Raw genomic sequence first — 25,540 nt, 5'->3', positions numbered from 1 at the left:
GAGGCATGAGCGCAGAACAACAATCCCAAGCGTCGACGGCCCTTCCTTCGGTCAAGGATGACCGGTTCGAGGAAGTGCTCGGGTTAATCAGGGACGCGAGGCAACGTGCGGTGCAGGCGGTCAACACGCAGTTGATCGAATTGTACTGGCAGGTAGGGGCTCACATCAGTCGCAAGCTGGAGCGCGCCGAGTGGGGGGATTCGGTGGTCAACCAGCTGGCGGCATATCTGGCGCTGACTCAGCCGGGACTGCGAGGGTTTACCCGTCCCAATCTGTTCAGGATGCGTCGATTTTATGAGGTTTACCGCGACGATCAAAAAGTCTCACCACTGGTGAGACAATTGCCCTGGACGCTCAATCACATCATTCTCAGCCAATGCAAACGCGCAGATGAGCGTGAGTTCTATGTGCGGATGGCGATTCAGGAGAGGTGGTCAAAGCGCGAACTGGAGCGTCAGCTGAAAACGTCCTTGTTTGAGCGTAGCGTTACGCAGCCGGCCAAAGTCTCCACTCAGCTGAAGCAGAACTACCCGGCGGCCATGGACGTTTTTCGTGATGCTTACGTTGTGGAGTTCCTTGCACTTCCAGCAACGCATGCCGAGTCAGATCTGCATTGCGCATTGATGGACCGACTGAAACAGTTCCTGATCGAGCTGGGCCGGGATTTCTGCTTCGTTGGGTCTCAATACCCGCTTCAGGTCGGCGGCCGGGACTTCGCGCTGGATTTGCTGTTCTTCCATCGCGGCCTCAACTGCCTGGTAGCGATCGAGCTGAAAGTTGGCCGCTTCGAACCTGAGTACCTTGGCAAGCTCGATTTCTATCTGGAGGCACTGGATCGCAACGAGCGCAAGCCTCATGAAAACCCCGCCATCGGCGTGTTGCTATGCGCCAGCAGGGACGACGAGGTGGTCGAGTACGCGCTGAATCGCAGTTTGTCTCCTGCATTGATTGCAGAGTATCAAACGCGCCTGCCGGACAAGGCGCTGCTGCAAGCCAAACTGCATGAGTTCTATGCCTTGGGCGCTACCGCGCAAGAGGACGCCTGAGCATCGGTCATGCACCGCATTTCACGCCTTCCACGTAGCGCTTCACCGCCGGTGCTTTTTCGAAACGCCTGTGAAGCAGGCTGAGCCAAGAGCTGGCTTGGCAATCGACGATACGCCGGTAGTTCACCTGTGGCAGGTTGATACGCTGCACCACCGACTCCGGGACCACTGCGATACCTTGCCCGAGCGATACCAGCGTAATCACCGCCACCAGGCTGCCGGGCTGCGGACCAAGCCGGGGAACAAACCCACCCTGTGCCGCCACCTCCAGCGTGCCGGAAATCTGCTCCGGCAAGATGAAGGTTTCATTGGCCAGGCGCGCGGCCGGAACTTGCGGCACTTCGTTGATGCGTGAGCTGGCGGGCAGGGCGAGAACAAAGCCTTCCTGATGCAACGCGATGGCATCAAGCTCTTCCGGCAGCTCCATTGGCGAGCGCACATAGGCCAGGTCGAGCAGGCCATCGCGAACCATGCCGGGCAATTCGGCCATGGGCAGTTCGCGGATGTTCAGGCGCACGCCGGGGCAGGTTTCGCTGTAGCGGGCGACTTGCTGCTGGAGCATGCCAGAGTAGGCGGCTGAAGCCACATAGCCCAGTTCGATGCGCCCGCTTTCACCACGGGCGGCCCGTTGTGCGCCCAGTTGTGCGGCGTCGAACTGGCGCACGGCGTGCTCGGCCTCGATCAACAAGGCCTGGCCGGCAGCGGTCAGGTTGACCTCGCGCTGGTTGCGTTCGAACAGGCGCACGCCCAGCTCGCGCTCCATGTCCTGGATCTGCCGGCTGAGGGTAGGCGGGGCGATGCCCAGTTGCTCGGCGGCCCGGGTGAAATGGCCGTGGCGGGCAACGCAGAGAAAATAGCGGAAATGGCGGATTTCCATGGGTGTTACCTACAGGGTAATGACGCAGGCCGCCTGGGCTAACAAGGCCTGGGGTTGGCGGCGTTATGGTGAGGCCAACACTACAAGGCTGGCGCTGCGGCGACCAGCCCGCATCTGGAGCCTGCCATGCCTGCCCCCTCTGCACGCTTTACCCTGCTCACTGCCTCCCTGGTCTGTGCGTTGATCATCCTCGACACCAACATTGTCGCCGTCAGCCTGCCCAGTATCGCCCGTGACCTGTCCGGCTCGTTCGCCGATATCGAGTGGGTGGTCAGTGCCTATTTGCTGGCCTTCGCCGCCTGCCTGCTGCCCGCCGGCAGCCTGGCCGACCGCTTCGGCCGGCGGCGCATGCTGCTGCTTGGCCTGGCCCTGTTCGGCATCGCTTCGCTGGCCTGCGGTGCGGCGCCCAACCTGCTGTTCCTCGACCTGGCCAGGGCCGCCAAGGGGATTGGTGCCGCGTTGCTGCTTACCTCGGCCCTGGCGGCGATCGGCAACCGCTTTCATGAACCCCAGGAACGCATGCGTGCCTGGGCCTTCTGGGGGGCCTGCATGGGCGCCACCATCACCCTGGCGCCGCTGCTGGGTGGCGTGATTGCCAGCACCTTGGGCTGGCGCTGGATCTTCTACATCAACCTGCCGTTGGTGGCATTGCTGGCGGTGATGGTCTTGCGCAGTGTCGAGGAGTCTCGCGACAGCGCCGCCGCGCGGCTCGACCCTTGGGGCAGCCTGACCTTCGCCGGCAGCCTGGGCTACCTGATCTGGGCGATGATCGATGCCAACCAGGTGGGCTGGAGCAGCGCGCAAACCCTCGGTCGACTGGTGATCAGTGCCTTCCTGTTCGGCCTGTTCATCATGGTGGAGCGCAGCCAGACGCGGCCGATGATCGACCTGCAGCTGATGCGTAGCGGGCGTTTCGTTGGCGCCTTGCTGGGCATGTTCGCCTACGCAGCCTGCGCCCAGGTAATGATGACCCTGCTGCCGCTTTACTTGCAGAGCGGCTTGCAACTGTCACCCTTGGCGGCTGGCGCAGGCATGTTGCCATTCGCCATCGCCATGCTGCTGACGCCGCGCTTGGGTATGCGCCTGGCTGCCCACATGAGCCCGGCGCAAATATTTTCACTGGGCCTGGTGCTGGTGGGCACGGGTAACCTGCTGTGTGCCTGGGCCACGCGCCACGGCGGCTATGGCGCATTCGCCCTGGCCAGCCTGGTGCTGGGCGCGGGTGCCGGCCTGCTGAATGGCGATACACAGAAGAACATCATGGCGTGTGTGCCGCGTGAGCGAACCGGCATGGCCTCGGGGTTGAGTACCACCATTCGGTTTGGCGCGATCGTGCTGGCCATTGGCGTGCTCGGCGGTGTGCTGGCTACGCGCAGCGGGCAGTTGCTGCACGCATCCATGGCTGTTGTAGCGCCCGCGCAATCGGGCCAGGTTGCTGCGATGGCCGCGCGGGTTGCCGCAGGGGACTTGCAGGCGGCGCTGGCGTTGCTCGACCCGGGTTTACGTGACGCAGTAGCTCCCGTTGCGCGGCAGGCCTTCATGGGTGGTTTTCAGGCCGTGTTGCAGGTTGCGGGTGTTGCCGCGCTGTTGTTTGCGGTGTTGGTTGGCGTGCTGCTGAACCGCCCGCTGCCCACCCGGCAGGACGTGCTGATAGCGTCGTAAAATAAATGAGGTGATTTCTCATTCTCGTCCGGCCTGTAGATAAGGCCGGATTACAGGCCGCCCCGCCGACCCCCTACGGAGCGAGAGAATGAGTTCTACCCCGGTTTCACAGCGCCATCCTTTGAGCCGTGCCGTGCACGCTGCTTTCCTGGGCCTGGTTGTCAGCAGCGCTGCGTTGCCTGCGCTTGCGCAAGCTGCAAACGCTGAGCACAACAACCAAGTCCAGCAATGGAGCATTCCAGGCGGCCCGCTGGCGCCGGCGCTTGACCACTTTGCGCGCCAGGCTGGTATCAGCCTGTCCTACGATGCACAGAGCATCGCCAACCGCAACACGGCGGGCGTGCAGGGTACGCTGGGCACCTCGGCTGCACTCTCGTCGTTGTTGCAGGGGACCGAGCTTCAGGCTGAGCAGCAAGGCCCGGGTGCCTATCTGGTGGTGCCGCAGCCAAAACCTGCCGGCCCGCTGGAGCTGGGTGCGACCGAGGACTACCGCCTGGCGCCCATCATCATCAACTCCAGGGTCAAGGCCAGTGCCGATGACGACATCAACTCGGTGGTTGCCAAGGAGCTTTGGGTAGGTGGCAAGGTAGCGACCAGCATCCTCAACACACCAGCTTCCGTGTCTGTGGTCACCAACAAGGAAATGCAGCAGCGCAGTGTGAGCACCACGGAAGAGGCGCTGCAATACACCCCTGGCGTGGTCAGCGACTTCTACGGCTCGGACGACCGCAACGACTACTTCCAGATCCGCGGCTTTCAGGCCACTACGTACCGTGACGGCCTGACCTTGAGCTCGATGCGGGGTGTGCGCGAAGACCCTTACGCATACGAGCGCATCGAAATTCTGCGAGGCGCCAACTCCACCCTGTTCGGCCCGGCAGACCCGGGTGGCTCGTTGAACTTCGTGACCAAGCAGCCGCGCTTCGAAAAGTTTGGCCAGGGTTACGTGACCTATGGCTCCTATGACCATGCCGAGACCGGTATCGATGTAGGCGATGCGCTGAACGACGAACAAACGCTGGCGGGCCGCTTCACTGCCAAGATGCAGAACAGCGACCGCGAGTACGACCATTCGCAGGACGACAACCGCTTCGTGATGGGTGGCCTGACCTGGGCACCTACCGACTTCACCTCGGCCACGGTGATCCTCGACTACCTGAAGACCAACAGCTCGCCAAACAGCGGTGGCTACCCACTGGACAAGGAATACGACCGCAGCGACTTCTACGGCGAGCCCGGCTACAACTTCCACGATGTCGAGCGCACCAGCCTCAGCGGCAACATCACCCACGACTTCGACAACGGCTTTACGCTGCGCAGTAACCTGCGCTACAGCGAGTTGAGCGATGACTTTGGCTATGTCTACCTGAGCGACAGCGCTTCACGGGTGGGTACCACCATACCGCGCTATGTATTCGGAACTGACAGCGATGCCGACCAGCTCAACGGCAACCTGATGCTGCAATACGATGCCCAGTTCGAGCACATCGACAGCAGCACCCTGGTGGGTGTGGAATACCTCGACTCGACCACCAAACAGAGCTCCGTCTACAGCCTGGCGCCCTCCATCGATATCGCCAACCCGGTATTCACCGGCGTGCCGGGCGGCGTTACGCCCTATACCCGCAAGAAGAACGACGCCACCACCAAGGCCGTGTTCCTGCAGCAGAACCTGTCCTTCTATGACCGCCTGATCGCAACAGCGGGTGTGCGTAATGACTCCATGGACCTGTCCAGCACCGAGTACGTCGGCGGGGTGAACAAGCAAAGCGACAACTTCTCTGAAACGTCCTACCGTGGCGCGCTGACGTACATCGTCAACGATGAAGTTTCCACTTACGTGAGCATGGTGGAATCGGTTTCGCCTCCGCAGGTTGGCGTAACGCCGCAGACCGGCAGGCAGTACGAAGTGGGTGTGAAGTACTCGCCACTGGGTATGGATGCGTTGTTCTCTGCTGCCGTTTATGACCTGACCCAGGAAAACGTCACCATCGCCGTCGTGCTGCCGAGCGGCATCATCGAGCAGCAGACGGTGGGAGAGTCACGTGCACGTGGCCTGGACCTGGAAGCCAAGGCACAAGTTACGCAAAACCTCAGCCTGATCGGTGCCTATTCCTACATGGAAACGGAGGTGCTGCGCGGTGCGCTGTATGACGGTACTTCGCTCAAGGGCAAGGAATTCACCGTGGCGCCGAAGCATACGGCTTCGCTGTGGAGCTACTACGACATTGCCAACACGGATGTGAGCGTTGGTCTGGGTGCTCGGTACGTAGGTGGCTATTACATGGATGCTGCCAACACCAAGAAAAGCGACGGCACCACGCTGTTTGACGCGGCGCTGAACTACAAGATTGCCAAGGGGACAGACCTTGCGCTGAATGTGAGCAACCTGTTTGACGAGCAGCATGTGGTGGGGTCGGGGACGGCGAACTACTACAACCCGGGGCGGGAGGTTACGGCCAAGGTGAGTTATAGCTGGTAAGGCTGGGCTCTCTGAATCTGGAGGGGGATTTGAGCCTGCCTGGAGGGCGTAGGCGCGGTAGATCCCCCGTCAACCTAAGCCACAACCGGATAGCAAGCATCCCCCCACAAGGTATCTGGGTTATCCAGCATCAGTAGAATAATCACCGGCACTAACTTGCCGAGCAGGTTGGCACAGTCCCGCAGTTGGTCCCGGTTGACGCTACTGTTCCAGGTGGCGCCGCCATGCATGATCTGGTTGCGCAGGGTATAGATTCGATTGAACAGCACGCCCAGCACGCCAGCGGTGTTGCGGTTGGCCAGTGCTTGTTGTGCCGTGCGCTGGCCGCTGGCAAGGCGTTCGGTCCACTGCTGCTCGGTGATCTTGCCGTTCTGGTGGTCCCAGAAACTCTGGAACACGTAGGGGTTGTTCAGCAACACCCGAATACTGCCCGAGAACTCGGACCACACCAGGTTCTCGATCAGGTTCTGTTTGTCCAATGCACAGAGTTTGTCGAGAAAAGCCTTGAATGTGGACTGCTCGGAAAGGCGGAACGCTTCATCGATGTCTGTCGCATAAGCAGAGTTGAATGCAATCCACAGAAACACGAAGCGCCCATCGACATCATCTGCCTGCTCTGCACGGTTCAGCCAACTCAGTGCGCGATGAACGCGCAAGGCGAGGTTGGGGTGATGGCCTTCACGTTCCTGGCGGTGACGGGCCTTGAGTGCTTGATGGTCCATGAAGGGCTGATCCTTGAGGTGGTGAACGATCCGTAAAGTGGTAGCGTGTGTCTGAAAACTTTACAGGTATTGAAGCTGCTGGTAGCCGGTGGGGAAACCTGTCTGATCCGGGCGCTCCAACCTGCTCCAATTGTTTACCTGTATGAACAGCCAACGTGGACGTTGCCGGTCATTTTGCTTAGGGTATGGCCATTCGACATTATCTCGCAAGGCAGCCTGCATGAAGCGTGAAGAGTTCCTGGCACAACCCGAAGTAGAGTCTTTCATTGCGTGGCTCGCAGCCAACTTGCCGGTACTCACGTTCAAGCTGCGCTTCAAGGCCAGCAACTGTGTACCCGGCGGATTGACGGTTGATGTACAGGGAATCGAGCAGGTAATCGGGCACTATCGCTGGAAGGCAAGCTGGTACGACGCCAATCGCAGTGCAGTTGAGTCCATGACCTGGGCCCAGACCCAGCGCTCGCTGGGGCAATTGCGCGAGTGGTTGGCCAGTGCAGTCAATGCAGGTGACGAACAACAAGCGCTGCTGGCGTGCTTGCAGATTCTGCGGTGGGGCGGCGTAGTGGGTGCCATTCCGTTCTTGCATCGGCTGGCGGCTCGGGGTGAGCTGTCGAGTTACCTGCAAAAGATGGCAGGGCTCATGTCGCTCGACGGTGACAATGACCTTGATGAACTCGACGATAGTGTCGCGCGCTTTGACTCGGGCCTGACCAAGATTCACGCCTTGCTCGATGTGACGGGGTCGCCCATCTATGACAGCCGTGTGGGTGCAGCGATTGCCATGTTGTATTCGCTGTTTCGCCAGCAATGGGCAGGGCGTGGCAAACCCCTGCTACGGTTTCCGTCCGGTGGTGCGCGTGGCGATCAGGTCCGCAACCCGGGCGCGTTCCTGAACAGCCTGGCTGCGCCGCAGTTTTCGGCCATCGACTATGCCGAGTGGGCACGTTGGCAGGTAAGGTTGGGCTGGATTATCCGCGCACTGCTCCAGCGCACCAGCTGGTTTTCTGAGCAAGGTGCAATGCCTGCGCGTTGCCATGCATTCGAGGCCAGCCTGTTCATGCTGGGTTACGACCTGCGCTGTTTTGGCCTGACGCTGGCAACTGATCCCAACGCTGCTGCAGAGGAAGGCGGGGGCTCGTCTCGCACGCGTGGCAAGACTGGTTGGGTGCCCACAGGGCATGTGTTTGGCCAAGTGCTCAGAGATTATCTGGCCTTCCGCCGCAGCGGTGCGTCCGACGAAAAAGCAGCCTTCGTCGACTGGCTGGTGGCGAAGCCGCGTGACAAGAAGCCGATTACCCGCAGCACTGCGCTGGACTACTGTTTCCCGTTCTCCATGCAGGAGTTCGATCTGTTCGAGCGCCCACTGGCTGCACTGGAGCGCATCGTCGCCGGTGGCGAGGACGGGTTGCGCGCCGCCTTGGCAACCGAAACGCTGGAGCCGTTCGTGCTGAGCGACGAGCGAGTCAGTGTCTGCCTGGTGGATGTATTGATCACGGGTAATGCCTATGCGCACGCAGGGACTGGCAAGGCGCGTGTCGACTACATCATGAGCGCCGGACATGCCGGTACCGAACACGCTGCCAAGACGCTCATGGACGTTGGACGCAAAGTAGGTAAGCACTTCGGTCTGTTGGACGAGAACCATTTGCCAACGGCCCTGTTCAAGCAGTTCTACCAGGATTGCTCGCTCGACACCTGAGCCATGCAAGCAACAGTGAAGTGTCATGTGCCCCCGGGCATACATCAGGTGGGATACAACCATGCAAACTCGAAACGGGATTCAGCTGTATTCCGCCTCGGATATCTGCGGCTTTCTGGAATGTCAGCACCTGACAGCGCTGGAGCTGCAGCACCTTGTCACGCCTATGGAAAAAACGCCTGCAAGTGAACAGAACCGTTTGATTCAGGATAAGGGGCTCGCTCATGAAGCGGCGTTTCTCGAACGCTTGAAAAGCAGTTATGCCGATGTCGTAGACATTGCCGAAGGCAACCCGAGTTTTGCACGGCGGGTGGAGCTGACCATCGAGGCCATGAAGGCTGGCGCCGACATCATCTTTCAGGCCTCGCTTCAGGAAGGTGCCTTTATCGGGCACGCCGACTTCCTGCGTAAAGTGCCGGGTGTATCGGCGCTGGGCAATCACTGCTATGAAGTCATCGATACCAAACTGGCCAAGTCGGCCAAGGCAAAGTTTTTGGTGCAGGTTGCGCTTTACTCGCGAATGCTGGTTGCCATTCAGGGGGTACAGCCGCAGTTCATGTACATCGTGCTGGGTGATGCTGCACGTACCGAACAGGCTTTTCGGGTGGCTGATTACGCCGATTATCTGGAGAACGTACTGCAGCGTTTCAATGCGTTCGTGAACAGTGACGGGCAGCGTGTGACGTACCCTGAGCCCTGTGGACATTGTGGCTTTTGCGGCTGGCGCGAACACTGCAGCGAACAGCGCTTGCAGGATGACCACCTTTCGGCAGTCGCCGGCATCAGCCGCTCGCAAGTCAAGAAACTGCAGGCCGGTGGGGTGAGCACATTGCAGCAGTTGGCGGGTAGTGCCGACGACTTGCGCATCCCCAGGTTGCAAGTGGAGTCACTGAACAAGTTGCGCCATCAGGCACGTTTGCAGTTTCAGGGGCGCTCCAGCGATACCCCGCTGTTCGAGCTGCTGCCGGCCACGGGGCAACGGCGTGGCTTCGGCCGAATGCCCGCTGCGGTCGAGGGCGATCTGTTCTTCGACATGGAGGGCAATCCGCTGGAGGAGGGCGGCTTGGAGTACCTCTTCGGCCTGTATATCGACGAAGGCGGTCAACAATTCTTCAAACCTTTCTGGGCGCACAGCCGGGACGAGGAAAAGCTCGCGTTCGAGCAGTTCATCGATTGGGTCATCGCGCACCTCAAGCGCTACCCCAACGCACATGTTTACCACTATGCCAGCTATGAAGAGACGGCCATCAAGCGCCTGATGAGCCAGCATGGCACGCGCGAGGCGCAAGTGGACTGGCTGCTGCGCAACGGCAAGCTGGTTGACCTTTACAAGGTGGTGCGCGAAGCGATCCGAGTGTCCGAGCCCAGCTACTCGATCAAGAACATCGAGCACTTCTACATGGCCAAGCGCGACGGCGATGTTACCAATGCCGGTGCGAGCATCGTGTTTTATGAACGTTGGAAAGAGACTGGCGAGCAGGCCTTGCTCGAGCAGATCGAGCGCTACAACGAAGACGACGTGCTATCCACCTATCTGCTGCGCAATTGGCTTTTGAGCATCAAGCCGCAGGATGCAGGCACCGCTCTTGTGCCGGAAGCTGAAGGCGAGAAAGCGGTAGCGGAGCTGCAGGAGATCGAGGTTCGACTGGAGGTCTATCGCGATAGATTGCTCGCTGGCTTGTCTGCCGACGACAGCGCCTTGAGCGAAGCAGACCAGGTCAGGTTGCTCACCTTCCAGCTGCTCGACTTCCACCGCAGGGCAGAGAAGCCTGTGTGGTGGCAGCTGTTCAGCCGTCAGGACATGACTACTGAGGAGCTACTGGAAGACATTGAAAGCCTTGCCGGTTTACGGCGCACGAAAACACCGCCTGAGCCGATCAAACAGTCGTTTCTGTTTGAATACAGTTTCGATCCCCAGGAAAGCAAGATGCGCTCGGGCTCTCAAGGCGTCATCACAGAGTCCCTGGCCACTGCGCAACTGGTCAGCCTGGACAACGACGCGTGTCTGGCGGTTTTCAAAGCGACCGTGAGGAATGCGCCGCCGGTTGCCTTCGACATGATTCCCGGAAGGCCAATCCCGTCGACTTTGCTGCGCGAGGCACTGTTTCGCTATGCAGACAGCGTCTTGGCGGCTGAGCCGCGCTTCCAGGCAGTGGCGGACTTCCTCCATCGTCGCGCGCCAAGGGTGAAAGGTATTGAGCCGGGCGCACCGCTGCTAGATCCACGCCTGGCGACGACCGATGCCATCAAGCAAGTGGTACGCAACCTCGAGAACAGTGTGCTGTTCATCCAGGGGCCGCCGGGTGCCGGGAAGACCTATACCGGCTCGCACGTGATTGTCGACTTGCTCAAGGCGGGCAAGCGCATCGGTGTAACCTCCAATTCGCACCATGCCATCAACAACCTGCTGGCTGCTGTCGAGGTGCGTGCACAAGCAGAGGGTGTTGCATTCACGGGGCTGAAAAAATCATCGGAAGGAGAGGGCACGGAATTCGCCGGGCGCTGCATTCGCTCCATCGAGAACAAGAAGGAGTTCCTCGACGCTTGGGGGCCGGGTATCAACCTGACCGCCGGTACGGCTTGGCTGTTTGCCGATGAGGCCTTCACTGAACAGCTGGATTACCTGTTCATTGATGAGGCCGGCCAAGTGAGTGTGGCGAACCTGGTCACCATGGGCATGGCGGCACGCAACATTGTCCTGATGGGTGACCAGATGCAGCTGTCGCAACCTGTGCAAGGCGTGCATCCGGGCCGCTCTGGTGATTCGATCCTTGACTACCTGCTGAACGGTACACCCACCATTGCAGCAGACCGCGGCGTGTTCCTGGGACAAACCTGGCGGATGCATCCGCAGGTTTGTGCGTTCATTTCCCAGGCGATGTATAACGGTCAACTGTCATCGGCGCCAGGCACCGAGCTGCAGCAGTTGCTGCTTGATGGCGCTCGGCCGGAGGTGCCAGCCACCGGGTTGATGTTCTGCGCTGTCGAGCATGACGGCAACGGGCAGAGCTCCGACGAAGAGGCCGCGTACATCAAAGCGCTGTACGCGTATTTCTTATGCCAGCGTTACGTGAACACCACTGGCGAGGAACATACCATTACCCCGGAAAACATCCTGGTCGTGGCGCCCTACAACTTGCAGGTGCAGCTGTTGAAACAGGTTCTGCCTGCTGGCGCGCGCGTCGGTACTGTGGACAAGTTTCAGGGGCAGGAGGCCGAAATTGTCATCGTCTCGATGGCCACGTCGAATGAAGACTACCTGCCCCGGGATATTGGCTTTCTGTACTCGAAAAACCGATTGAATGTGGCGGTCAGTCGTGCCAAGTCGCTGGCTTGCATCGTTGCCAGCCCGGCGCTGACAGCCATTCGTTGCCAGACGCCGCAAGACATGAGCCTGGTCAACGGCTTGTGCATGGCAGCCCGGTACGGACAGCAGCAACGCCTGCCCGCTATGCGTGCATAGCGGCCCTGAGGAGCCGAGTGATGACCTATCCACCCACTTTGCTTGCCGTGCTGGAAAACGCATTGCGGACAACGCGCTTCAGCGTCGACGACCTGCCGGCGCTTGAAGTCGGCGCCTGGCATGCTGCCGTTCTGCTCGACGACATGGCACACTTTCAGTCACTTGCGCCTGCGGCGATGAACGACCGTGACTGCGCCGAGAGCACGCCGCTGGATGTCGCCTACCGGTTTGGCCGAGCCGCATGGATCGACGCGCTGGAGGCGTTGGGTGCAGAAGGGGACAAGGCACTTAGGGACTGGAAAGGCCTTGGCAGCTTTCGCGGCCATGACAACTTTTCCCGTTTGCCTGGCAAGCAGGGCATCATAAAAGCGCTTGTCGGGCGCTACCAGCAAGGCCACAGCCTGAATGACCGTGACGTGGCGGGAAATACGCCACTCCATTGGCTGGTTGCGAACGGTCAACGCAAGGCGGTAAACCACTTTGCCAGGCACTATCGGAAGTTCTGCCTTGATCTGGACGCGAAGAACAACCAAGGGCATACGGCCCGGAACGTCGCCACCCTGGCGGGGCATCACGACCTGGCGGCGCAGTTGCTGAACCGGGAAATCGACGACTACCTGGGGGCCGCGCGCACCTGGCAGCAGCTGTGCGCCACGCTGAGCAGCTATAGCCGCAGTTGAACCCTTCCAGGCCAAGGCCCGAGTGTCAGTACTTCATCAACCATGGCTGCAGTTCCTGGAGGTTGCTGACCACCAGTTGCTGGGCCTCGGGCAGTATCGCCATGTTGCGGTGGTCGATCTGATACCGCTGCAATACGTACTTCACCAACGCCCTGCGGCTGGGCACTACCAATTGCCCATCCGTCATCCCGAAGTCGGTTTCGATGATTGCCTTCTGCGCCGCGTTCAAGCGCCCGTCAGGCGCGAAGATGACCGGCACCTCGACATTCCAGTCTTCATCCTGCTCGCGCGTGTTCGGCGAGGCGTCGAGCAAGTCTGGCTGCCCGCGCAGGCGGCTGAGGACGAAGTCGCGGTACTGACCGTTCTTTTCGCAGTAGGCCCGCACATGCCAGCGCATGCCGGTGTACACCAGCGTGTGCGGGGCGATCAGGCGCACCTCGACGTTGGGGGTGTTGAAGGACACGTATTCGGTTTCCAGCCGCCGGCCTTCACGGCAGGCCTTGAGCAAGGGGCGCAGCACCTCTGGCCGAATGGGGCGGTCAGGCACCTCCAGCACCCGGGTGTGCGCATAAGCCAGCGCCAGCCCGTCGATGTGCGGGGCGCGCTCATTGTTCTGGTACAGCAGGTGCAGATAGGCGCTGGCGCTGTTGTCGATGAACAGCGGCTCGAACTGTTCGCTCGGTACATAGCCCTTGATCTGCTTGTCATACGTCAAGTTTTCGGGCGCATGTTCGGTGATGTAGGTATTGATGTCTTTCGACGCCTGCTGGCGGCTGATGCCAAAGCTCTGCATCAGGTGGCCCGTGGTCAGCCGGCCTTCCCACCAGGCAACGGTTTCGATCAGGCGATAGCGAAGTGCCAGGTCCCAGCGTACCTGCTCGATGGATTGCTTGCGTTTCATACCCTCTCCATGTGCGCGATTACTTTACCTGTATAAGTCTACATTCTAGACGTGTAGTTTTGCATTACATATCTTTGGCTCGTCTTCGGAATACATCGGGGGCTGCACAGGATATGAGCATGACAATGCCGGAAGTGGTTGCGACGGGTGCCCTGGTGGCGATGGGGATCATTCTGCTGGTGCTGATTCAGCAGGGGTTGAGGCTGGGGGAGCTTGGGAAGAAGGTGGAGCATTGCCAGAAGGATTTGCGCTGGTTGCAGATTTGGGAGATGGAGAACCGAGAGCTGAGGGCGGCGGTGCGGGCGGAGCGGGAGCATGTGGCGCAGTTGCGGCGCAAGGTGGAGTTGTTGCAGGGGGTGGTGCCGGTTGGGCAGTGATGCTTGGTGACGTTCTATAGGAGTAGGCATTCATGCCGATAAAACCAAAGCCCTTCACGCTGGTGTGTGAGGACTGCAACTGGAAGAAGACCGTCGCCCCGCGTAGTGATGCATTGAGGCCGAGTGAATGGTTTATGGTGTGCCCGCGGTGCGGTAGCACTCATTTGAAGATGCGAGCGGCAGGGTGGCTGGAGGCTGCTGTAGCGGAGCTTTTGGCGCGGCGAGGGGCTAGCTGAACAGCGGGCAAGGAAGACGTTGTGAACGGCGGTGTGCGTCCGCTTGGTGACCAGCCGTGCTTGTAGTGTGCCCGCTGCATGCAGCGGGCACCTGAGGTGGGTTAGCTCAACCTTTTGAATTCGGCGTCGATGGCTTCTGCCTCATTGCGCCATGCCAGGAACCGCTGCTGACGGACACGGCTTTCATCTACGTTGGCCTGAAGTTCCTGGCGGCGTGAATTGAGCTGCAGGTAGTCGGGGAAGAACTTTTCTTTGAAGCTTTCGGAGTTCACCAGGTCAAGGAAGTCCTGACGCTGTTGTTCGAAGTTGCTGACGATGTCCGCAACAGACTTCTTGAATGCCTCTTCGCGCTTGTATTGCTCCCAGCTATCCCAGGCTTCGAGCGCTACGCCTACGAAGGCCAGGGCCCCGTTGGCACCTTTGGCGAATTTCACAGCACCCCACGGCTTGAACTTCAGGTATTTGCCGATATCCATGCCTACCGTCTTGGCGATTGTCGTGATGCCATCGCGCGCGGCCAATACCGTGGTGTTGCTGATAAGGTTGCCTTTGAGCACATGGTTGATGCCTTGTTTGCCCAGCGCCTTGACCGTGGTATTGAAGTGGTTGACCTCGCTGTCGAAGCCAACTTGCATCTTTTCAACTTCGAGCGTGATCGACTGGGTCTGGCGGCTGAATTCGTTTTGCAGGCGGGTGGACACGATGATGCCTTCAGCACCGACCTCACGCTCGAAAAAGTCGCCGAAGGTTTCCAGGCTGGAACCTTTGGCTTGAAGGATCAAGTCAGAGAAGTAGCGCGTGGCGAAGTTGCGCAGGCTGATGCGCGCCTCTTCGATCTGCTGCCCGGTCACGGCCAGTTGATTGACCAGGCGCGTGTTGAGTTCGTCAAGCCGGCCAACTTCCTGGGCAACCTTCTCGTCGTTCTCGATGGCAACAGGCAGTTGGTTGTTGAGCACGTCTCGGATTACGCTGGCGCGCATCTCGTTGGCCAGTGCGGCGCTGCCACCGTTCTGCTGGATCTTGCCAGTGGTGGCCGTCTGCAAGGTAGCGATATGCGACAGCTCCTTGAACTGCTCAAGGTTGGCCAGCCAGTGCTCCACGCCCATGTCGAAGGGGTTGGCGGCGACTGCGACGATGGACAGTTCGGCTGCTTCCTGATCGGTCAGTCCGATCTGTTCGCGAAGGCGACCTGCCACGTTGTTGCGTTTTACCTGCAGGTTGGACTGGTAGTCCTGCTCGTCCTCTACATCGGCAACTTCATCGAAACGACTGAGGACGAAAACGGTACGGGGCAGAAGGTCCAAGGTGCGGAACAACCAGGTCAGGTCATCCTTGTGGCTTTCCTTGATGGGGTTGGTCGAGTTCATCACGTAAAGCACCAGGTGCGATTCGCTCACGTACTTTTTGGTGATGTCCTTGTACTTTTCGACGGTGTGCGTTTCGGCATTCTCCTGTTGCTTGAAACCAAACAGCCCGGGAGTGTCGATCAGCACGAAGTCTTCGCCGACCTCGTAGACTTTCACCTCATTGGAAGACTCCTGGTGGCTGATCTTCATGCTCGACCTGTCCAGTTTTTCCATCCAGGCCGCCGCAATGGAGGTTTTGCCTTCCGAGAAGCCGCCAATCAGCGCGACCTTGAGTTTTTCACCGGACATGCTGTTGATGACATTCTGCAGCTTGCTGATCAACGCAGGGTCAATCGGTATACCCGCCTGTGCGCCCTGTGCGAGAAAACCTTGCAGCCTGTCGAGCAGTGTCAGCGCACTTGTCTGTTGGGCCTTGAATGTCTTGAGGGTGTTTTCCATTACAGATTTCCTGCGATTTCAATTTGGCGAGAGAGGATTTTCAGGCGGTTGGTCGAGCGAGACAGTGTGTTCACCTGGTTGGCAGCCTGTTTGGCCGGAGCTTCCAGCGCAAGGTCGAGTTGCTTGATCGTCCCTTGCATATCCTCCAGGGCGCTATCAAGGCTCTCGCGCAACGTCTCGCTCAGTTGCTCGGTGGCGCTGCGCAGGTTTTTATCAGTGGCCTGACGCTGCTGTGACTTCTTGTAGTCCTTGTCGATTGCGCTCCAAAGCGCTTTGCCGACCGCGATCAGGAAGGTAAGTGCTGCCCCACCAGCGACCCACAGGCTGGCACCGCCAGTGAACGGTGCTGCTGCGATCCCCACAAGGCTGGCCAGCAATCCCATGACCTTGATGCCGTTATCGATTTTTATGTTGAGGTTGAAATGCTCGTTGAAGCGCAAGCTACCCAGCTTTGCGTAGCTTGTGGTCAGCTCTTGAGCATGTTTTTCGAAGCGTTTGAGAATATCTTCGGCCGCCTTTTGGAACTTGCCAACCTCAGCGTTCACGGCGTCGGGCAGTTTTTCGCTCAGCTGATGCTTCTGGTCTTCGAGTGCTTCGGCCAGGGTGCTTTTGAAAGCGTCGTTGCTGATATTTTCTTCGATCTGCGCATACACACTGTTACGCACGTTGCTGGCGAACTTGTCGATCAAGGTTTCGCCACTGGATTCCAAGCGTTTTTTCAGCGCTTGGAAGCTACTGCTCAGCTGGCTTTTGGCACTTTGCTCTTCTTGAGAGAGCTTTCTCGACAGCGCGCCCAAGGTTTGCTGCACGCCTGAAAGCGTCGTGGTGGTCTGGTTAAGCACATCATTGGCTTTGTTGAAGTTCGCCCGGACGATCTTGGCTTTGCCGTTATGGATTAACCGGTCGCCGAGCAGTTGCAGGAAGGCGCGCAGTCGTGACTTTTCCAGCAACTCGTCAGCGCCGAAGTCTTCAAGCGCTTTGCTGCGCCGTTTGGCATTCTGTGACCCCGGCGCGAGGTGATCGGTTGAAGCAAGAAATGCTGGCAGCGCGCTTAGCGGGAACACCTCCTGATAGTGTTTGCCAAGCTGTTCGCCCATCTTCTCGTCAAGCCCGGCAAGGCTGATGCGTTCATCGTCGGAGATCAGCGGTCGGTTACCCAGGGAGTGCTTGGGGCTGGTGATTTTCTTGTTGAAAATGGTCCAGACCTCGGTTTGCGCCCCCAGGTGATGCTTGATTTTCTCCAGTGTGCCTTGATGCTGCCCATCGCCCGTTTGAGGGGGGGCGGGCTGGTTGGTGACATAGAACACGGCGTGAGCGGTTTGCACCGCGCGCTCAATCTGGTCGAGTACCAAGCCTTCCTTACCCTCGATACCCGGTACGTCCAGCAACGCGAATGGCTGGCCGTCCAGCTCGAACTCATAGCGCTGTGTCGTTCGGGTGTAGTCGGCTTGGCCGTCACCGATGATTTCACCATCGGCATGGAGCTGCAGTTGCTCCACCAGGTCCGCCAATTGGCTTTCATTTTCAAGGCGCTGCTGCACAAGTGCCTGCTGCTGCTGTGTTGCCTGTGTCTGTTGGGTGGCAAGCGCCGCACAGGCTTGGTCACGCGCTGTCGTTACCTCAACCAACTGCCGCTCAAGCGTAAGGCGCTCATGGCTTGTCTTCTGCTGTTCGGCGTTAAAGGTCGCGGCAGCGCTATCGCGTGCTTGGGTGGTTTCGGTCAGCGACGCGGTGGCTGCATTCAGCTCGAGCTCTTCCGGCATTTTTCTGAACAGGCCCAAGAGCGTTTGCCAGAGCGAGGCGGTACTTTTGCGTGTGGCGAGCAGCGTATGCAGTCGGGTTACGGCCGTTAAGGCGTCCTTGTGCGCTTGCTCGTGTTGTTCAAGTGCAGCGCCAAGCCGTTGAGTCAGCTCGTTGGCTTGTGCATTGGCTTGGTCGAGGGCGCTTTGGGCCTCGCTGAACGGCAGTTCGAACTGCTGCATCGTGGCATTCAGCTGTTGCGTCAGTTCGCCAAGGCGCGCTTCGGCTTGCTCGATGTCCTGCTGCAGGCGCTGCAGGTTTTCTTCCGTCACCCCATATTGCTCGCGCAGCTTGCGGAATGCCTGCTGGCTGGCCCGCTTGCCGGGCTCCTGGAGCAGGATGCGCAAGGTCTCGATAAGGGTGGATTTGCCCGCGCCGGTTTCGCCGTAGAAGGCGATGGTGAACGTGTTCCACTCGGCGTTCTTTTCCAGCTCGGCGAGTCGTTCATACAGCGCGGTGCGATGCTGGCCAAGACGCTGGAGCGCCTCTTCGCGTGCCTGGTTCAAGGCTTCGTCGTCCGAGGCATTTTTCAGCTCAGCGATGATGAGTGACAGTTCATCGTTGATTTGCTGGTAAACGTCACGTGGGCTGTTCAGTTCAAGTTTCATCGTGTTTGCTTTGGCGGGTTGTGTAGGCACGCGGGTTGGCTTATTGGCGTGAGCGGATGGTTGAGCGGGCGCCGGGGAAGGCGGCAGGCCTGCTTTGAAGCGCGCTTTGCTCAACACCTCGGGCAGCCGCTCCCAGTAATCGGTGTGGCCGAAGTCGTCCATCTCGATGCTTTCGAAGTGCTCGACCTCGTTACGCCCCAAGCAGGTTTCACCCACGTTCAGCAGCAGGGTCTTGTCTGCCTTCGAATAGGCATTGATCAATCGGCCCTGGAGCAGGCCGCGCATCTTGCGTGCTTCGATGGCCGTGACCTCGACGGCAGCTGCCATCAGCAACACATCGTTGATGGCCAACTGCTGCCGTTTGGAGAAATTTTTCAGGGTACTGATGACCAGCCGGCCACCGAGCGAGTGGCCGATCAGGTTGATGCTCTTGATGTGGGGATGGTGGCTGCTCAGATACTCCTGGAGCTGGTCCAGCAATACCGCGCCCATGCTTTCCGCGCGTGCGCGGGCCTGGGTGAAGTTGCCCATCCGGTCCTTGGCGAGCGTTCCCACAAGACCTAGAGAGCCCATGGAGGCGCCGGTGAAGGCCCCGCCGGCATTCAGGCCCGCTGCTGCAAGCTTCCAGGCTGAGGATTTGTCGAACCGGAAGATGTGATTCGAAGGCCAGAACGCGAAGATGTTGGTGTAGTGCGTTAGCTGCTCGGGAATTCTGTCGAGCAGGAGCTGTTTGTCTTCATCGGTATGCCCGGCGCTGTAGCCGTGGATGAAGATGTTGGCTTCTGTGGTGCTGGAGCTTGCAGACCGTGCGCTTTGGAAGCGGAAAGGTTGGGGCATGGGTACTACTCCTTATCCACGGTCATGCGGCTTTGCGAGTAGCGCCTGTGGGGAGAAGTGGTGCGCGTGCTTTGGGGACAGGTGCCTGAGGAGGGAGTACCTGGGGGTGGGCATCGCTACGTCCTTGTCTTTTTGAACGGGGTGGCGATTGTTGACGCCATTTATGTGGCGAATTTACCTTGTTTTGATGGCGGTTTGCCATGGTTGTGGGGGCAAGGGGGGAATGTTGAGGGGCTGGTAGATGTCTCTGCTAGGTGTACGGTCCCGGAATGAGATGGTGCGGATTGATAGTGAAGCGCTCTGGGTTTTTCGTCCTAGTCTCGCAAATCACCTTGAAGGGTGTACGCCATCGCAAGGCCTTGAAGTGTCTGGCGAAGTTGTAGGCCATGACAAAGGCCAGCACGTGCGCCTGTAGGGCAGCGAAGTCGGGATAGTGGAAGGCTTTGACCGTCCGGTTCATGCGCTCGACCTGGCCGTTGGTCCAGGGGTGGTAGGCCTTGGTCAGACGGTGCTTGATGCCGTGTTCGTGGCAGACACGATCAAAAATGTGGCCACGAACCTATTGGTCGCGCCGTTGCGATACCGCGGCTGCTCAGTGAACGCCACACCGTTGTCAGTGAGCACTGTTTGGATCTTGTAAGGAAACGCCTGCACTACCTGACGTAGAAATTCAGCACCGTTGCGCTTGGTCGCGGCGTCGAAGAACGCAACGTAGGTGAACTTGGTTACGCGATCAATGGCCACGAACAGGTGCTGCTTGCCACTTTCAAGAGGCAGCTCCGAGCTATCGATGTGCAGATAGCCCATCTCCGTTTTGTCGTATTTTCCGCGTTTGGTTGCGGTACCGCTTTTGGGCGCCTGGTTGATCCCGTGACGCACCAGGCAGCGATGTAAAGCACTGCGGGTTAGTTGCGGAAAGTAATCAAGGAGGTGACCCAGCATGTCGTCCAGGGGCATCATCGTACGCTGCCGGAACTCGACCACCATTGCCTCTTCAGCGGCTGTCAGCTTGACACTGCAAGGCTTGGCAGGCCCCATCCGAGCATCCTGCGTGGTAGTTCGTGATCGCCATTTGATGACCGTCTTCACGTTCAGCCGGTAGCGGGCGGCGGGCTTTCGATCCGACTCTTTCGACGCTTGGAGCTCGGCTCGGCTTCGCGGCGTCTTGCGGGCTGAACCGTGGATACGTCCTTCCAAAATGCATCCTCCTCATGAGGTGCTAAGGATGCACCATGACTCTCTGGGACTGAACACCTAAGCCCCTATGTTCGTGGCTTTCAGCCTAAAGGCTGGCATAAAGCTTTCATTTCATTCGCCAGGCTCTCGCCAGAGCACCGGAGCGTATCCATCTCGCATGACCACATAGTATCTGTCGTACATCAAGTAAGCGTTTGGGCCTTTAGGCTGAGTCCACCGGTACTGCCGCTTAGATAGGGACTTTTCAGGCACCCCTAAGGATTTGGTAAGAGATTTTAATAAGAAATCGTCTCCCAGCTCTTTTTGGTAATCAAGAACAAAAGACACTGTTAGTATTTTTCGGGTTTTGGTGTCGTAAGTGTAGCCGATGCTTTCAAAAACGGATCTTTCAAGCTTGACTTTTATGCGGGCTCGGTCAGGCTCCTCTGAAGTTTCTTCTAGATTCTTCCTTTCGTATATTTTGTAGATATCTTCGATAGCCCTTCCAATCTCAATTACGTCCAAAGTCGCAGGGTAAATCTCTCCTTTTGCGAATAGGTTGGAGTTTTCAATTTGGGCTAATTTTGTTTGGGTTTTGTCTAGCTTTTCTTTTAGTGTTTTAATGGTGTTAATTGATGCTGTTTGTTTATTTAGTTGTTCAGTTAATTTCTCAATTTTCTGAGATGATTCAATTATTTTGAGCGGTGTTATGTACTGCTCGTGGAGCATGTGAACCACTGTAGCTGTTGTCGTTACAGCCCCGAGCAGAAGCCCTCCTATCCAGGCTAACGTGCTTTTATCGATTGTATCAGTCACCGACGCATCCTTGATTCTTCCTGACAGACTTTGAAGGGGAATTAAATATCGCTTCTGCTTTTGTTCCCGCAAAACTGTCAGCAGAAGGCATCCATTTCCCATATGTTCTTGCAATCATCGTCCAATCGCTATGCCCCGTTTGCTTAGCTACCCACATAGTATGCTCCCCGGCCGACAGCATCATTGACGTATAGGTGTGCCTAGTCTGGTAGGGGCGTCGGTACCTAACACCAGCTTTCTTCATTGTGGGATGCCACATCGTCTTGCGGATCGGCTGGTCACCAGTCCAGCGCTCAAGCGTGCGTGGGTTCTGGAGCACCTCATTTTCCGCCAGAAATGTCTGCTCCTTCTGCTCCTTCTGCTCCTTCTGCGCCTTGAGCGCTTCCATGGCGGGGCGCAGCAACTTCACCGAGCGCCGACCGGCAGCAGTCTTGGTCACCTCGGCCTCTCCAACTGCAGCCTGGGTCATTGCCCGGTAAATAATCACTTCCCCCTGAACCCAGTCCACATCACCCCAGTCCAGCGCTACCAGTTCGCTTGTCCGGAGCCCTGTCCAGAGAGCGAATTGCACCATGTTCCTAGCCTGGCCGCTTAGGGCTGCCAGAGCCGGTGCCCGCCAGGAAGAACAACGACGCGCCCAGGCGCAGGAGGAGGCGAGAGTCCATTCCCAGGAAAAACGAACGACTGCTGGCGCTGCTGATGCCGATGCTGCTGGCCAGCGGCTGCGCAGTGAAGCCGCCCAGTTCGCTGCCGCCGTCGGTTGTCCCGGCCCGGATACCGCCGCTATCGTCCGAGGCCAGGCAGCCACCCGCGCCGCCATGGTGCTCTCCGACCTGATCAGCCGGTCTTTCGCAACGAATCAAGAGCTGGCGCAGGCTTGTGATCGAGCCAGGATTGCTGGTCAGCAATGCGAGCGTGAATACGCCGCGTCCTCAATCCCTTAACCAGCGTTAAAGCTACTTCATGTGTTTTTTTATCTTTTTGTAGCCGAAGTAAACTCCTAGACCTGCTGCTATCGTTCCTCCCACTACCCAGCCCACAACGGGGACGGCGCTCGCTGCTGCTGCCGTCCCTGCTATCGCTGAAACCCCCCCAGCCATTCCAGCGCCTCCAGCGGCTACTGTTCCTCCGCCGGCTGCTGCCAAAGCTGCAGTAGTGGTCGCGGCCCCGGCTCCGGCAGTACCTAATGCAGTAGCGGCTGCGCCGGAGGCTGCTGTTGCCACGCCTGACACGCCAATAAATCCACCTATGCCTGCTCCAGTGGCGGCCCCTACCCCTGCAGCAATTGCGTCATCCGTCTCGATTGCCATGCCTATTTCCTGATGTGCTTTACGTGATGTGAGTGGCATCACATTGATATCACAAAACGAAGGGTGGCGGCATTAGAAGGGTAGAGGAATTATTTCTGGGATCGGCCAGATCGCATTGGCTGAATGCCGGCAGCGGGTAGGTTATGAGCGGTTGCTGGAGGCTGCGGCAGGGGCTTGTCGATGACGGAACTCTTCAGCTCATGCTCTGGCGCATGCGGTAGCGCCACAGTCTTTGGCGGAACTGACGGCTGCCATACTACGATCCCTGGTCGGAGTGGAACAGTAATCCCTGAGGCTTTCCGGGTTGTTCGTAAGCCACGTCCAGCGCTTTTACCACGAGGTCTCCATCCGGCTTTTCTGATAAGGCCCAGCCCACCACTCTGCGTGCATAGAGATCCAGGGCAACTGCTAGATAGTGCCATTTACCCCGCGCCCAAACCAATATAAAGGCTCGTCTAGAGAAAGAAGTCTGTGCTGGTGTTGAGGAAAATAATTCCCCAAAAAATTAGCAGTCTGTCGGATATGGTGTGGTTTCGGCTTCTGGGAAAGCCGGTTTGTGCTTTCTGGTAAACGTCCGCACTAACTTAGACGCTAAAAATTTCTACACATAAGCTTGGATTTACTCCGCGTGCCTGTAGTGGAGGGTCTGGTACCACAAAGAAGATTGATGGTCTCAATTTGATTTTAGAGGTGTTAGCAGGATTTGGATGGTCGGTTAGTCGGTGATGTCGGGGACGTGGTTGCGAGTTTGATTTGAAAGTTGACGTTAAACGAGGGGCTGACAAAGCGCCATGACGCGATCTGTGACGAGGGTCGTAACGTCCAGATCAAGACCACGTTCGGCAGGACCCTGACCTTCCCGGCGCTTCATGTGCCTGATTACTAACTAGGCATCCGTATGAAGCCTTGCGGAACGTTCGAAAAGGTCTACAACGGGCCGGGAGCTCTCATCCAGCAGCAGCTAGCCGGGGCGAAAGCCGACGCGTACCGGATTGCATGGTGGTTCGATTTCAATGTTGAGGTGTATCAATGCGACGGTTGCTGAGGGCTACCCCATCCCTCGGAGTTGATCGCTCTGGGTAGTAGGGGCCAAGCGGTTAACGCTGGCCCCTTCAAAGATCTCGGTGCGTGTATCAATCAACGCATCATGCCGAGCTCGGCATCATCCAGCAGTGCTTTGCCTAAAGCGCAGAGGTAGTGCGCGGCCCAGATTAGCTTCGGTTTATCTTCCATCAGTCCGTCGATGGTCAGGTCTCGCGCATAGCCCATCAATTCCGAGGCCTGCTCGCGGGCGTTCTGGCAAGGGATGCCGGGTTCGATGCGAAACAGTGGGTGGGTCTGGTTTTCACCTTGAAAGAAGATGGTTTTACCGACAGTGCATTGGGTGTCTTCGGTGGTCATTGATCAATCTCCCTGGTCTTGTAATTGCCTGGGCTGGCCCTATCGCCGGCAAGTCGGGCTCCCACAGGTTTCTCGCTCGGTATGCGAATCAATGCATCGGTTGCGGGTTTGCGGGCGTCTGTATTTGAGCCAGCGCTGATTCGAGTAATCGCCGCAGGGCTTCAAGCTCGTGCATCGAGGCCATGATCAAAACCGATGCGGGCGACCTGGGCTGCATCAGCATCGCCTGCTGGGCTACGGCTTCTGCACAGAGTGCGTAGTCCGAGGCCATCATGATCGTGTCTTCCAGGGAATGGAGGTGGTGAGGAGGGTCGGGGGCTATCTTCAGCATGGCGTGGCTCCTGTCGTAGTGAGGCAACCACCCTCCGCGGCTAAACAGTAAGGTGGCAGCTGTACGCGGGTTAGCCGACCGGGACGTCAGGCACCCGGCGCACCCGAAGGTGCCCCACGCACAGCCGCCATAAGGCGCCAATTCCGATTGCTCGGAATTGCACGGCTGTGTTGTCTGACGATATCGGGCGGCTAAACCCGGTCGTTGAATGCCAACGACACGTCGAGACTAGAGACCGCATTTAGCGTGTGCAACGCAAAACAGGCGCTGGGAGTATCTTTGGGAAACGCCCTACAAGAAAGGGGCTAAATCTGATTTCTCTGGCCCGCAGATCCCAAAATTCAGACACAAAAAAAGACGCCCGAGGGCGTCTTCTTTTTTGGATTTGGTGGAGCCGGGGGGATTTGAACCCCCGTCCGCCAGTACTCCGCTGTCGGTACTACATGCTTAGCCGTGTCTACTGATTTAATCCGCAGCCGCCCGACGGGCAGGGTGCTTTGGATGAGTTGTGTAAGTTTTAGTCACTTCGCCCACAACGTGCTACGCGACGATCCTGTTCTGTATGACAATCAGTTCGGGTTTACAGGCATCCCCTAGTGATTGCTGGAGCCGAAGCTACCAGAAGCAACGGGTCAAGAGGGCCGCTTACGCAGCCAGCTTGTACTCCGCGCCGTAGTTTTCGTCATTGGCAACTATAAAAGTTGCAACAGTGGATTTACGAGTTCTGTTACCAACTCGGCATGCACCTAGAGTTTCGCTACCGGCGTCGAATCCTAATCGGCCCCACACTAGCTCTTGGCTAACGCACCTTACGGCACGTGAGGCGGAGTATACGCCATTGCGCGGGCGACGTCGACAGCCGGTCTGGTCGCCCGCTTTCAGGGTTACGCACCACCGCTGCCGGTGCCGCTGCCTTTTTCGGTTTTTTCCAGGCGCTCCAGCACTTTGCTGGTGATGGCGATGCATTCCTTGGTGTCGCCCGAGGCCTGGGCGGCCTTGGCTTTGTCGACGTGCTCGGTGATGGCTTTGTCCAGGCCTTCGGAGGTGGCGCCGGCGGTGGCCATGCTGTCGTCGATTTTTTGCAGGTTGGTGGTGCAGAGGTCATCGGCGGCAAACACCGGCGAAGCCAGCAGGGTGGCGGCCGCGAACAGGGCCGAAAGCGCGGTACCTTTCATGGGTGTCTCCTCTGGGGCCTCTGGAAGGTGGGCCTGTAAGGTGGACTGTGGGGGATTGGCGGGGGTTCAATCGGGATATCGGGGTGGCATGGCACCGGCTTTGCCGGTGTTCGCGGCTGAAGCCGCTCCCACAGGG

The 25,540-nt window shown here is 58.5% G+C and carries 17 protein-coding genes, 1 other RNA gene and 4 pseudogenes; 9 read left to right on the top strand and 13 right to left on the bottom strand.

Annotated features, from left to right (window positions below; all coding sequences use genetic code 11):
• Positions 1-5 precede the first annotated feature (5 nt).
• Positions 6-1,046: a YhcG family protein gene (locus tag A0O30_RS08660; protein WP_105946199.1), complete on the top strand. Its 1,041-nt coding sequence runs from the start codon at positions 6-8 to the stop codon at positions 1,044-1,046.
• A 7-nt stretch (positions 1,047-1,053) separates the two neighbouring features.
• Here the strand turns inward: A0O30_RS08660 and A0O30_RS08655 are convergent, their stop codons facing one another.
• Entirely contained in the window at positions 1,054-1,923 is an 870-nt protein-coding gene (locus A0O30_RS08655; protein ID WP_105946198.1) for a LysR family transcriptional regulator, read from the bottom strand.
• 126 nt (positions 1,924-2,049) lie between these two features.
• Here A0O30_RS08655 and A0O30_RS08650 point away from each other — a divergent pair, with 126 nt between their 5' ends.
• Both A0O30_RS08650 and A0O30_RS08645 read left to right on the top strand, forming a co-directional pair.
• Positions 2,050-3,585, top strand: a complete 1,536-nt coding sequence (locus tag A0O30_RS08650) for an MFS transporter (RefSeq protein ID WP_105946197.1) — start codon at positions 2,050-2,052, stop codon at positions 3,583-3,585.
• Positions 3,586-3,673: 88 nt separating this feature from the next.
• On the top strand, positions 3,674-6,067 hold the full coding sequence (locus A0O30_RS08645; protein WP_105946196.1) for a TonB-dependent siderophore receptor: 2,394 nt from the start codon (positions 3,674-3,676) through the stop codon (positions 6,065-6,067).
• A gap of 74 nt (positions 6,068-6,141) precedes the next feature.
• Here the strand turns inward: A0O30_RS08645 and A0O30_RS08640 are convergent, their stop codons facing one another.
• Positions 6,142-6,789, bottom strand: coding sequence for a HEPN domain-containing protein (locus tag A0O30_RS08640; RefSeq protein ID WP_105946195.1), 648 nt, complete (start codon positions 6,787-6,789; stop codon positions 6,142-6,144).
• A gap of 220 nt (positions 6,790-7,009) precedes the next feature.
• On the opposite strand from A0O30_RS08640, the gene A0O30_RS08635 reads away from it, so the two are divergent.
• From A0O30_RS08635 to A0O30_RS08625, 3 genes are all read left to right on the top strand, one after another.
• The gene (locus A0O30_RS08635) at positions 7,010-8,488 is read left to right on the top strand and encodes a hypothetical protein (RefSeq protein ID WP_105946194.1); all 1,479 of its coding nucleotides are present in this window, start codon (positions 7,010-7,012) and stop codon (positions 8,486-8,488) included.
• A 61-nt stretch (positions 8,489-8,549) separates the two neighbouring features.
• Positions 8,550-11,951, top strand: coding sequence for a TM0106 family RecB-like putative nuclease (locus tag A0O30_RS08630; protein WP_105946193.1), 3,402 nt, complete (start codon positions 8,550-8,552; stop codon positions 11,949-11,951).
• Between the two features lie 20 nt (positions 11,952-11,971).
• Positions 11,972-12,631, top strand: a complete 660-nt coding sequence (locus tag A0O30_RS08625; RefSeq protein ID WP_105946192.1) for an ankyrin repeat domain-containing protein — start codon at positions 11,972-11,974, stop codon at positions 12,629-12,631.
• A gap of 25 nt (positions 12,632-12,656) precedes the next feature.
• Here A0O30_RS08625 and A0O30_RS08620 read toward each other — a convergent pair whose 3' ends face one another.
• Positions 12,657-13,532, bottom strand: a complete 876-nt coding sequence (locus A0O30_RS08620) for a YafY family protein (RefSeq protein ID WP_105946191.1) — start codon at positions 13,530-13,532, stop codon at positions 12,657-12,659.
• 119 nt (positions 13,533-13,651) lie between these two features.
• On the opposite strand from A0O30_RS08620, the gene A0O30_RS08615 reads away from it, so the two are divergent.
• A complete protein-coding gene (locus A0O30_RS08615) occupies positions 13,652-13,909 on the top strand; it encodes a hypothetical protein (protein WP_105946190.1) in 258 nt (85 codons plus the stop codon).
• A 337-nt stretch (positions 13,910-14,246) separates the two neighbouring features.
• On the opposite strand, the gene A0O30_RS08605 is transcribed toward A0O30_RS08615, so the two are convergent.
• The 5 genes and pseudogenes from A0O30_RS08605 to A0O30_RS08585 form a co-directional block, all read right to left on the bottom strand.
• The gene (locus A0O30_RS08605; protein ID WP_105946188.1) at positions 14,247-15,950 is read right to left on the bottom strand and encodes a LeoA/HP0731 family dynamin-like GTPase; all 1,704 of its coding nucleotides are present in this window, start codon (positions 15,948-15,950) and stop codon (positions 14,247-14,249) included.
• Positions 15,950-19,195, bottom strand: a complete 3,246-nt coding sequence (locus A0O30_RS08600) for a DUF726 domain-containing protein (protein WP_105946187.1) — start codon at positions 19,193-19,195, stop codon at positions 15,950-15,952. The genes A0O30_RS08605 and A0O30_RS08600 overlap by 1 nt, the downstream gene beginning before the upstream one ends.
• Before the next feature lie 250 nt (positions 19,196-19,445).
• Positions 19,446-20,392, bottom strand: a pseudogene (locus tag A0O30_RS08595) (IS481 family transposase).
• A 111-nt stretch (positions 20,393-20,503) separates the two neighbouring features.
• The gene (locus A0O30_RS08590) at positions 20,504-21,187 is read right to left on the bottom strand and encodes a hypothetical protein (protein WP_105946186.1); all 684 of its coding nucleotides are present in this window, start codon (positions 21,185-21,187) and stop codon (positions 20,504-20,506) included.
• A pseudogene (locus tag A0O30_RS08585) lies at positions 21,180-21,791 on the bottom strand (site-specific integrase); the annotation flags it as partial. The pseudogene A0O30_RS08585 and the gene A0O30_RS08590, both read right to left, overlap by 8 nt.
• 4 nt (positions 21,792-21,795) lie before the next feature.
• Here A0O30_RS08585 and A0O30_RS08580 point away from each other — a divergent pair.
• Positions 21,796-22,131, top strand: a pseudogene (locus tag A0O30_RS08580) (DUF2514 family protein); the annotation flags it as partial.
• A 562-nt stretch (positions 22,132-22,693) separates the two neighbouring features.
• On the opposite strand, the pseudogene A0O30_RS08575 reads toward A0O30_RS08580, so the two are convergent.
• Positions 22,694-22,936, bottom strand: a pseudogene (locus A0O30_RS08575) (DDE-type integrase/transposase/recombinase); the annotation flags it as partial.
• 321 nt (positions 22,937-23,257) lie between these two features.
• On the opposite strand from A0O30_RS08575, the gene A0O30_RS28180 reads away from it, so the two are divergent.
• Positions 23,258-23,383, top strand: a complete 126-nt coding sequence (locus A0O30_RS28180) for a hypothetical protein (protein WP_371920934.1) — start codon at positions 23,258-23,260, stop codon at positions 23,381-23,383.
• A gap of 251 nt (positions 23,384-23,634) precedes the next feature.
• Here A0O30_RS28180 and A0O30_RS08565 read toward each other — a convergent pair whose 3' ends face one another.
• The 4 genes from A0O30_RS08565 to A0O30_RS08550 form a co-directional block, all read right to left on the bottom strand.
• Entirely contained in the window at positions 23,635-23,898 is a 264-nt protein-coding gene (locus tag A0O30_RS08565; RefSeq protein WP_105946185.1) for a DUF3077 domain-containing protein, read from the bottom strand.
• An 88-nt stretch (positions 23,899-23,986) separates the two neighbouring features.
• Positions 23,987-24,229 (bottom strand): hypothetical protein, encoded by a 243-nt coding sequence (locus A0O30_RS08560; protein ID WP_105946184.1) that lies wholly within the window; start codon positions 24,227-24,229, stop codon positions 23,987-23,989.
• Positions 24,230-24,615: 386 nt separating this feature from the next.
• Positions 24,616-25,014: a transfer-messenger RNA gene (gene ssrA / locus A0O30_RS08555) on the bottom strand.
• A 99-nt stretch (positions 25,015-25,113) separates the two neighbouring features.
• A complete protein-coding gene (locus A0O30_RS08550; RefSeq protein WP_025754271.1) occupies positions 25,114-25,404 on the bottom strand; it encodes a hypothetical protein in 291 nt (96 codons plus the stop codon).
• Positions 25,405-25,540: the final 136 nt, after the last annotated feature.

Source organism: Pseudomonas sp. LLC-1 (genome assembly GCF_002992185.1).
GTDB classification, from domain to species: Bacteria; Pseudomonadota; Gammaproteobacteria; order Pseudomonadales; family Pseudomonadaceae; genus Aquipseudomonas; species Aquipseudomonas monteilii.
Note: the sequence above shows the minus strand (reverse complement) of the source record. Positions and strands in the feature narration are given on the sequence as shown.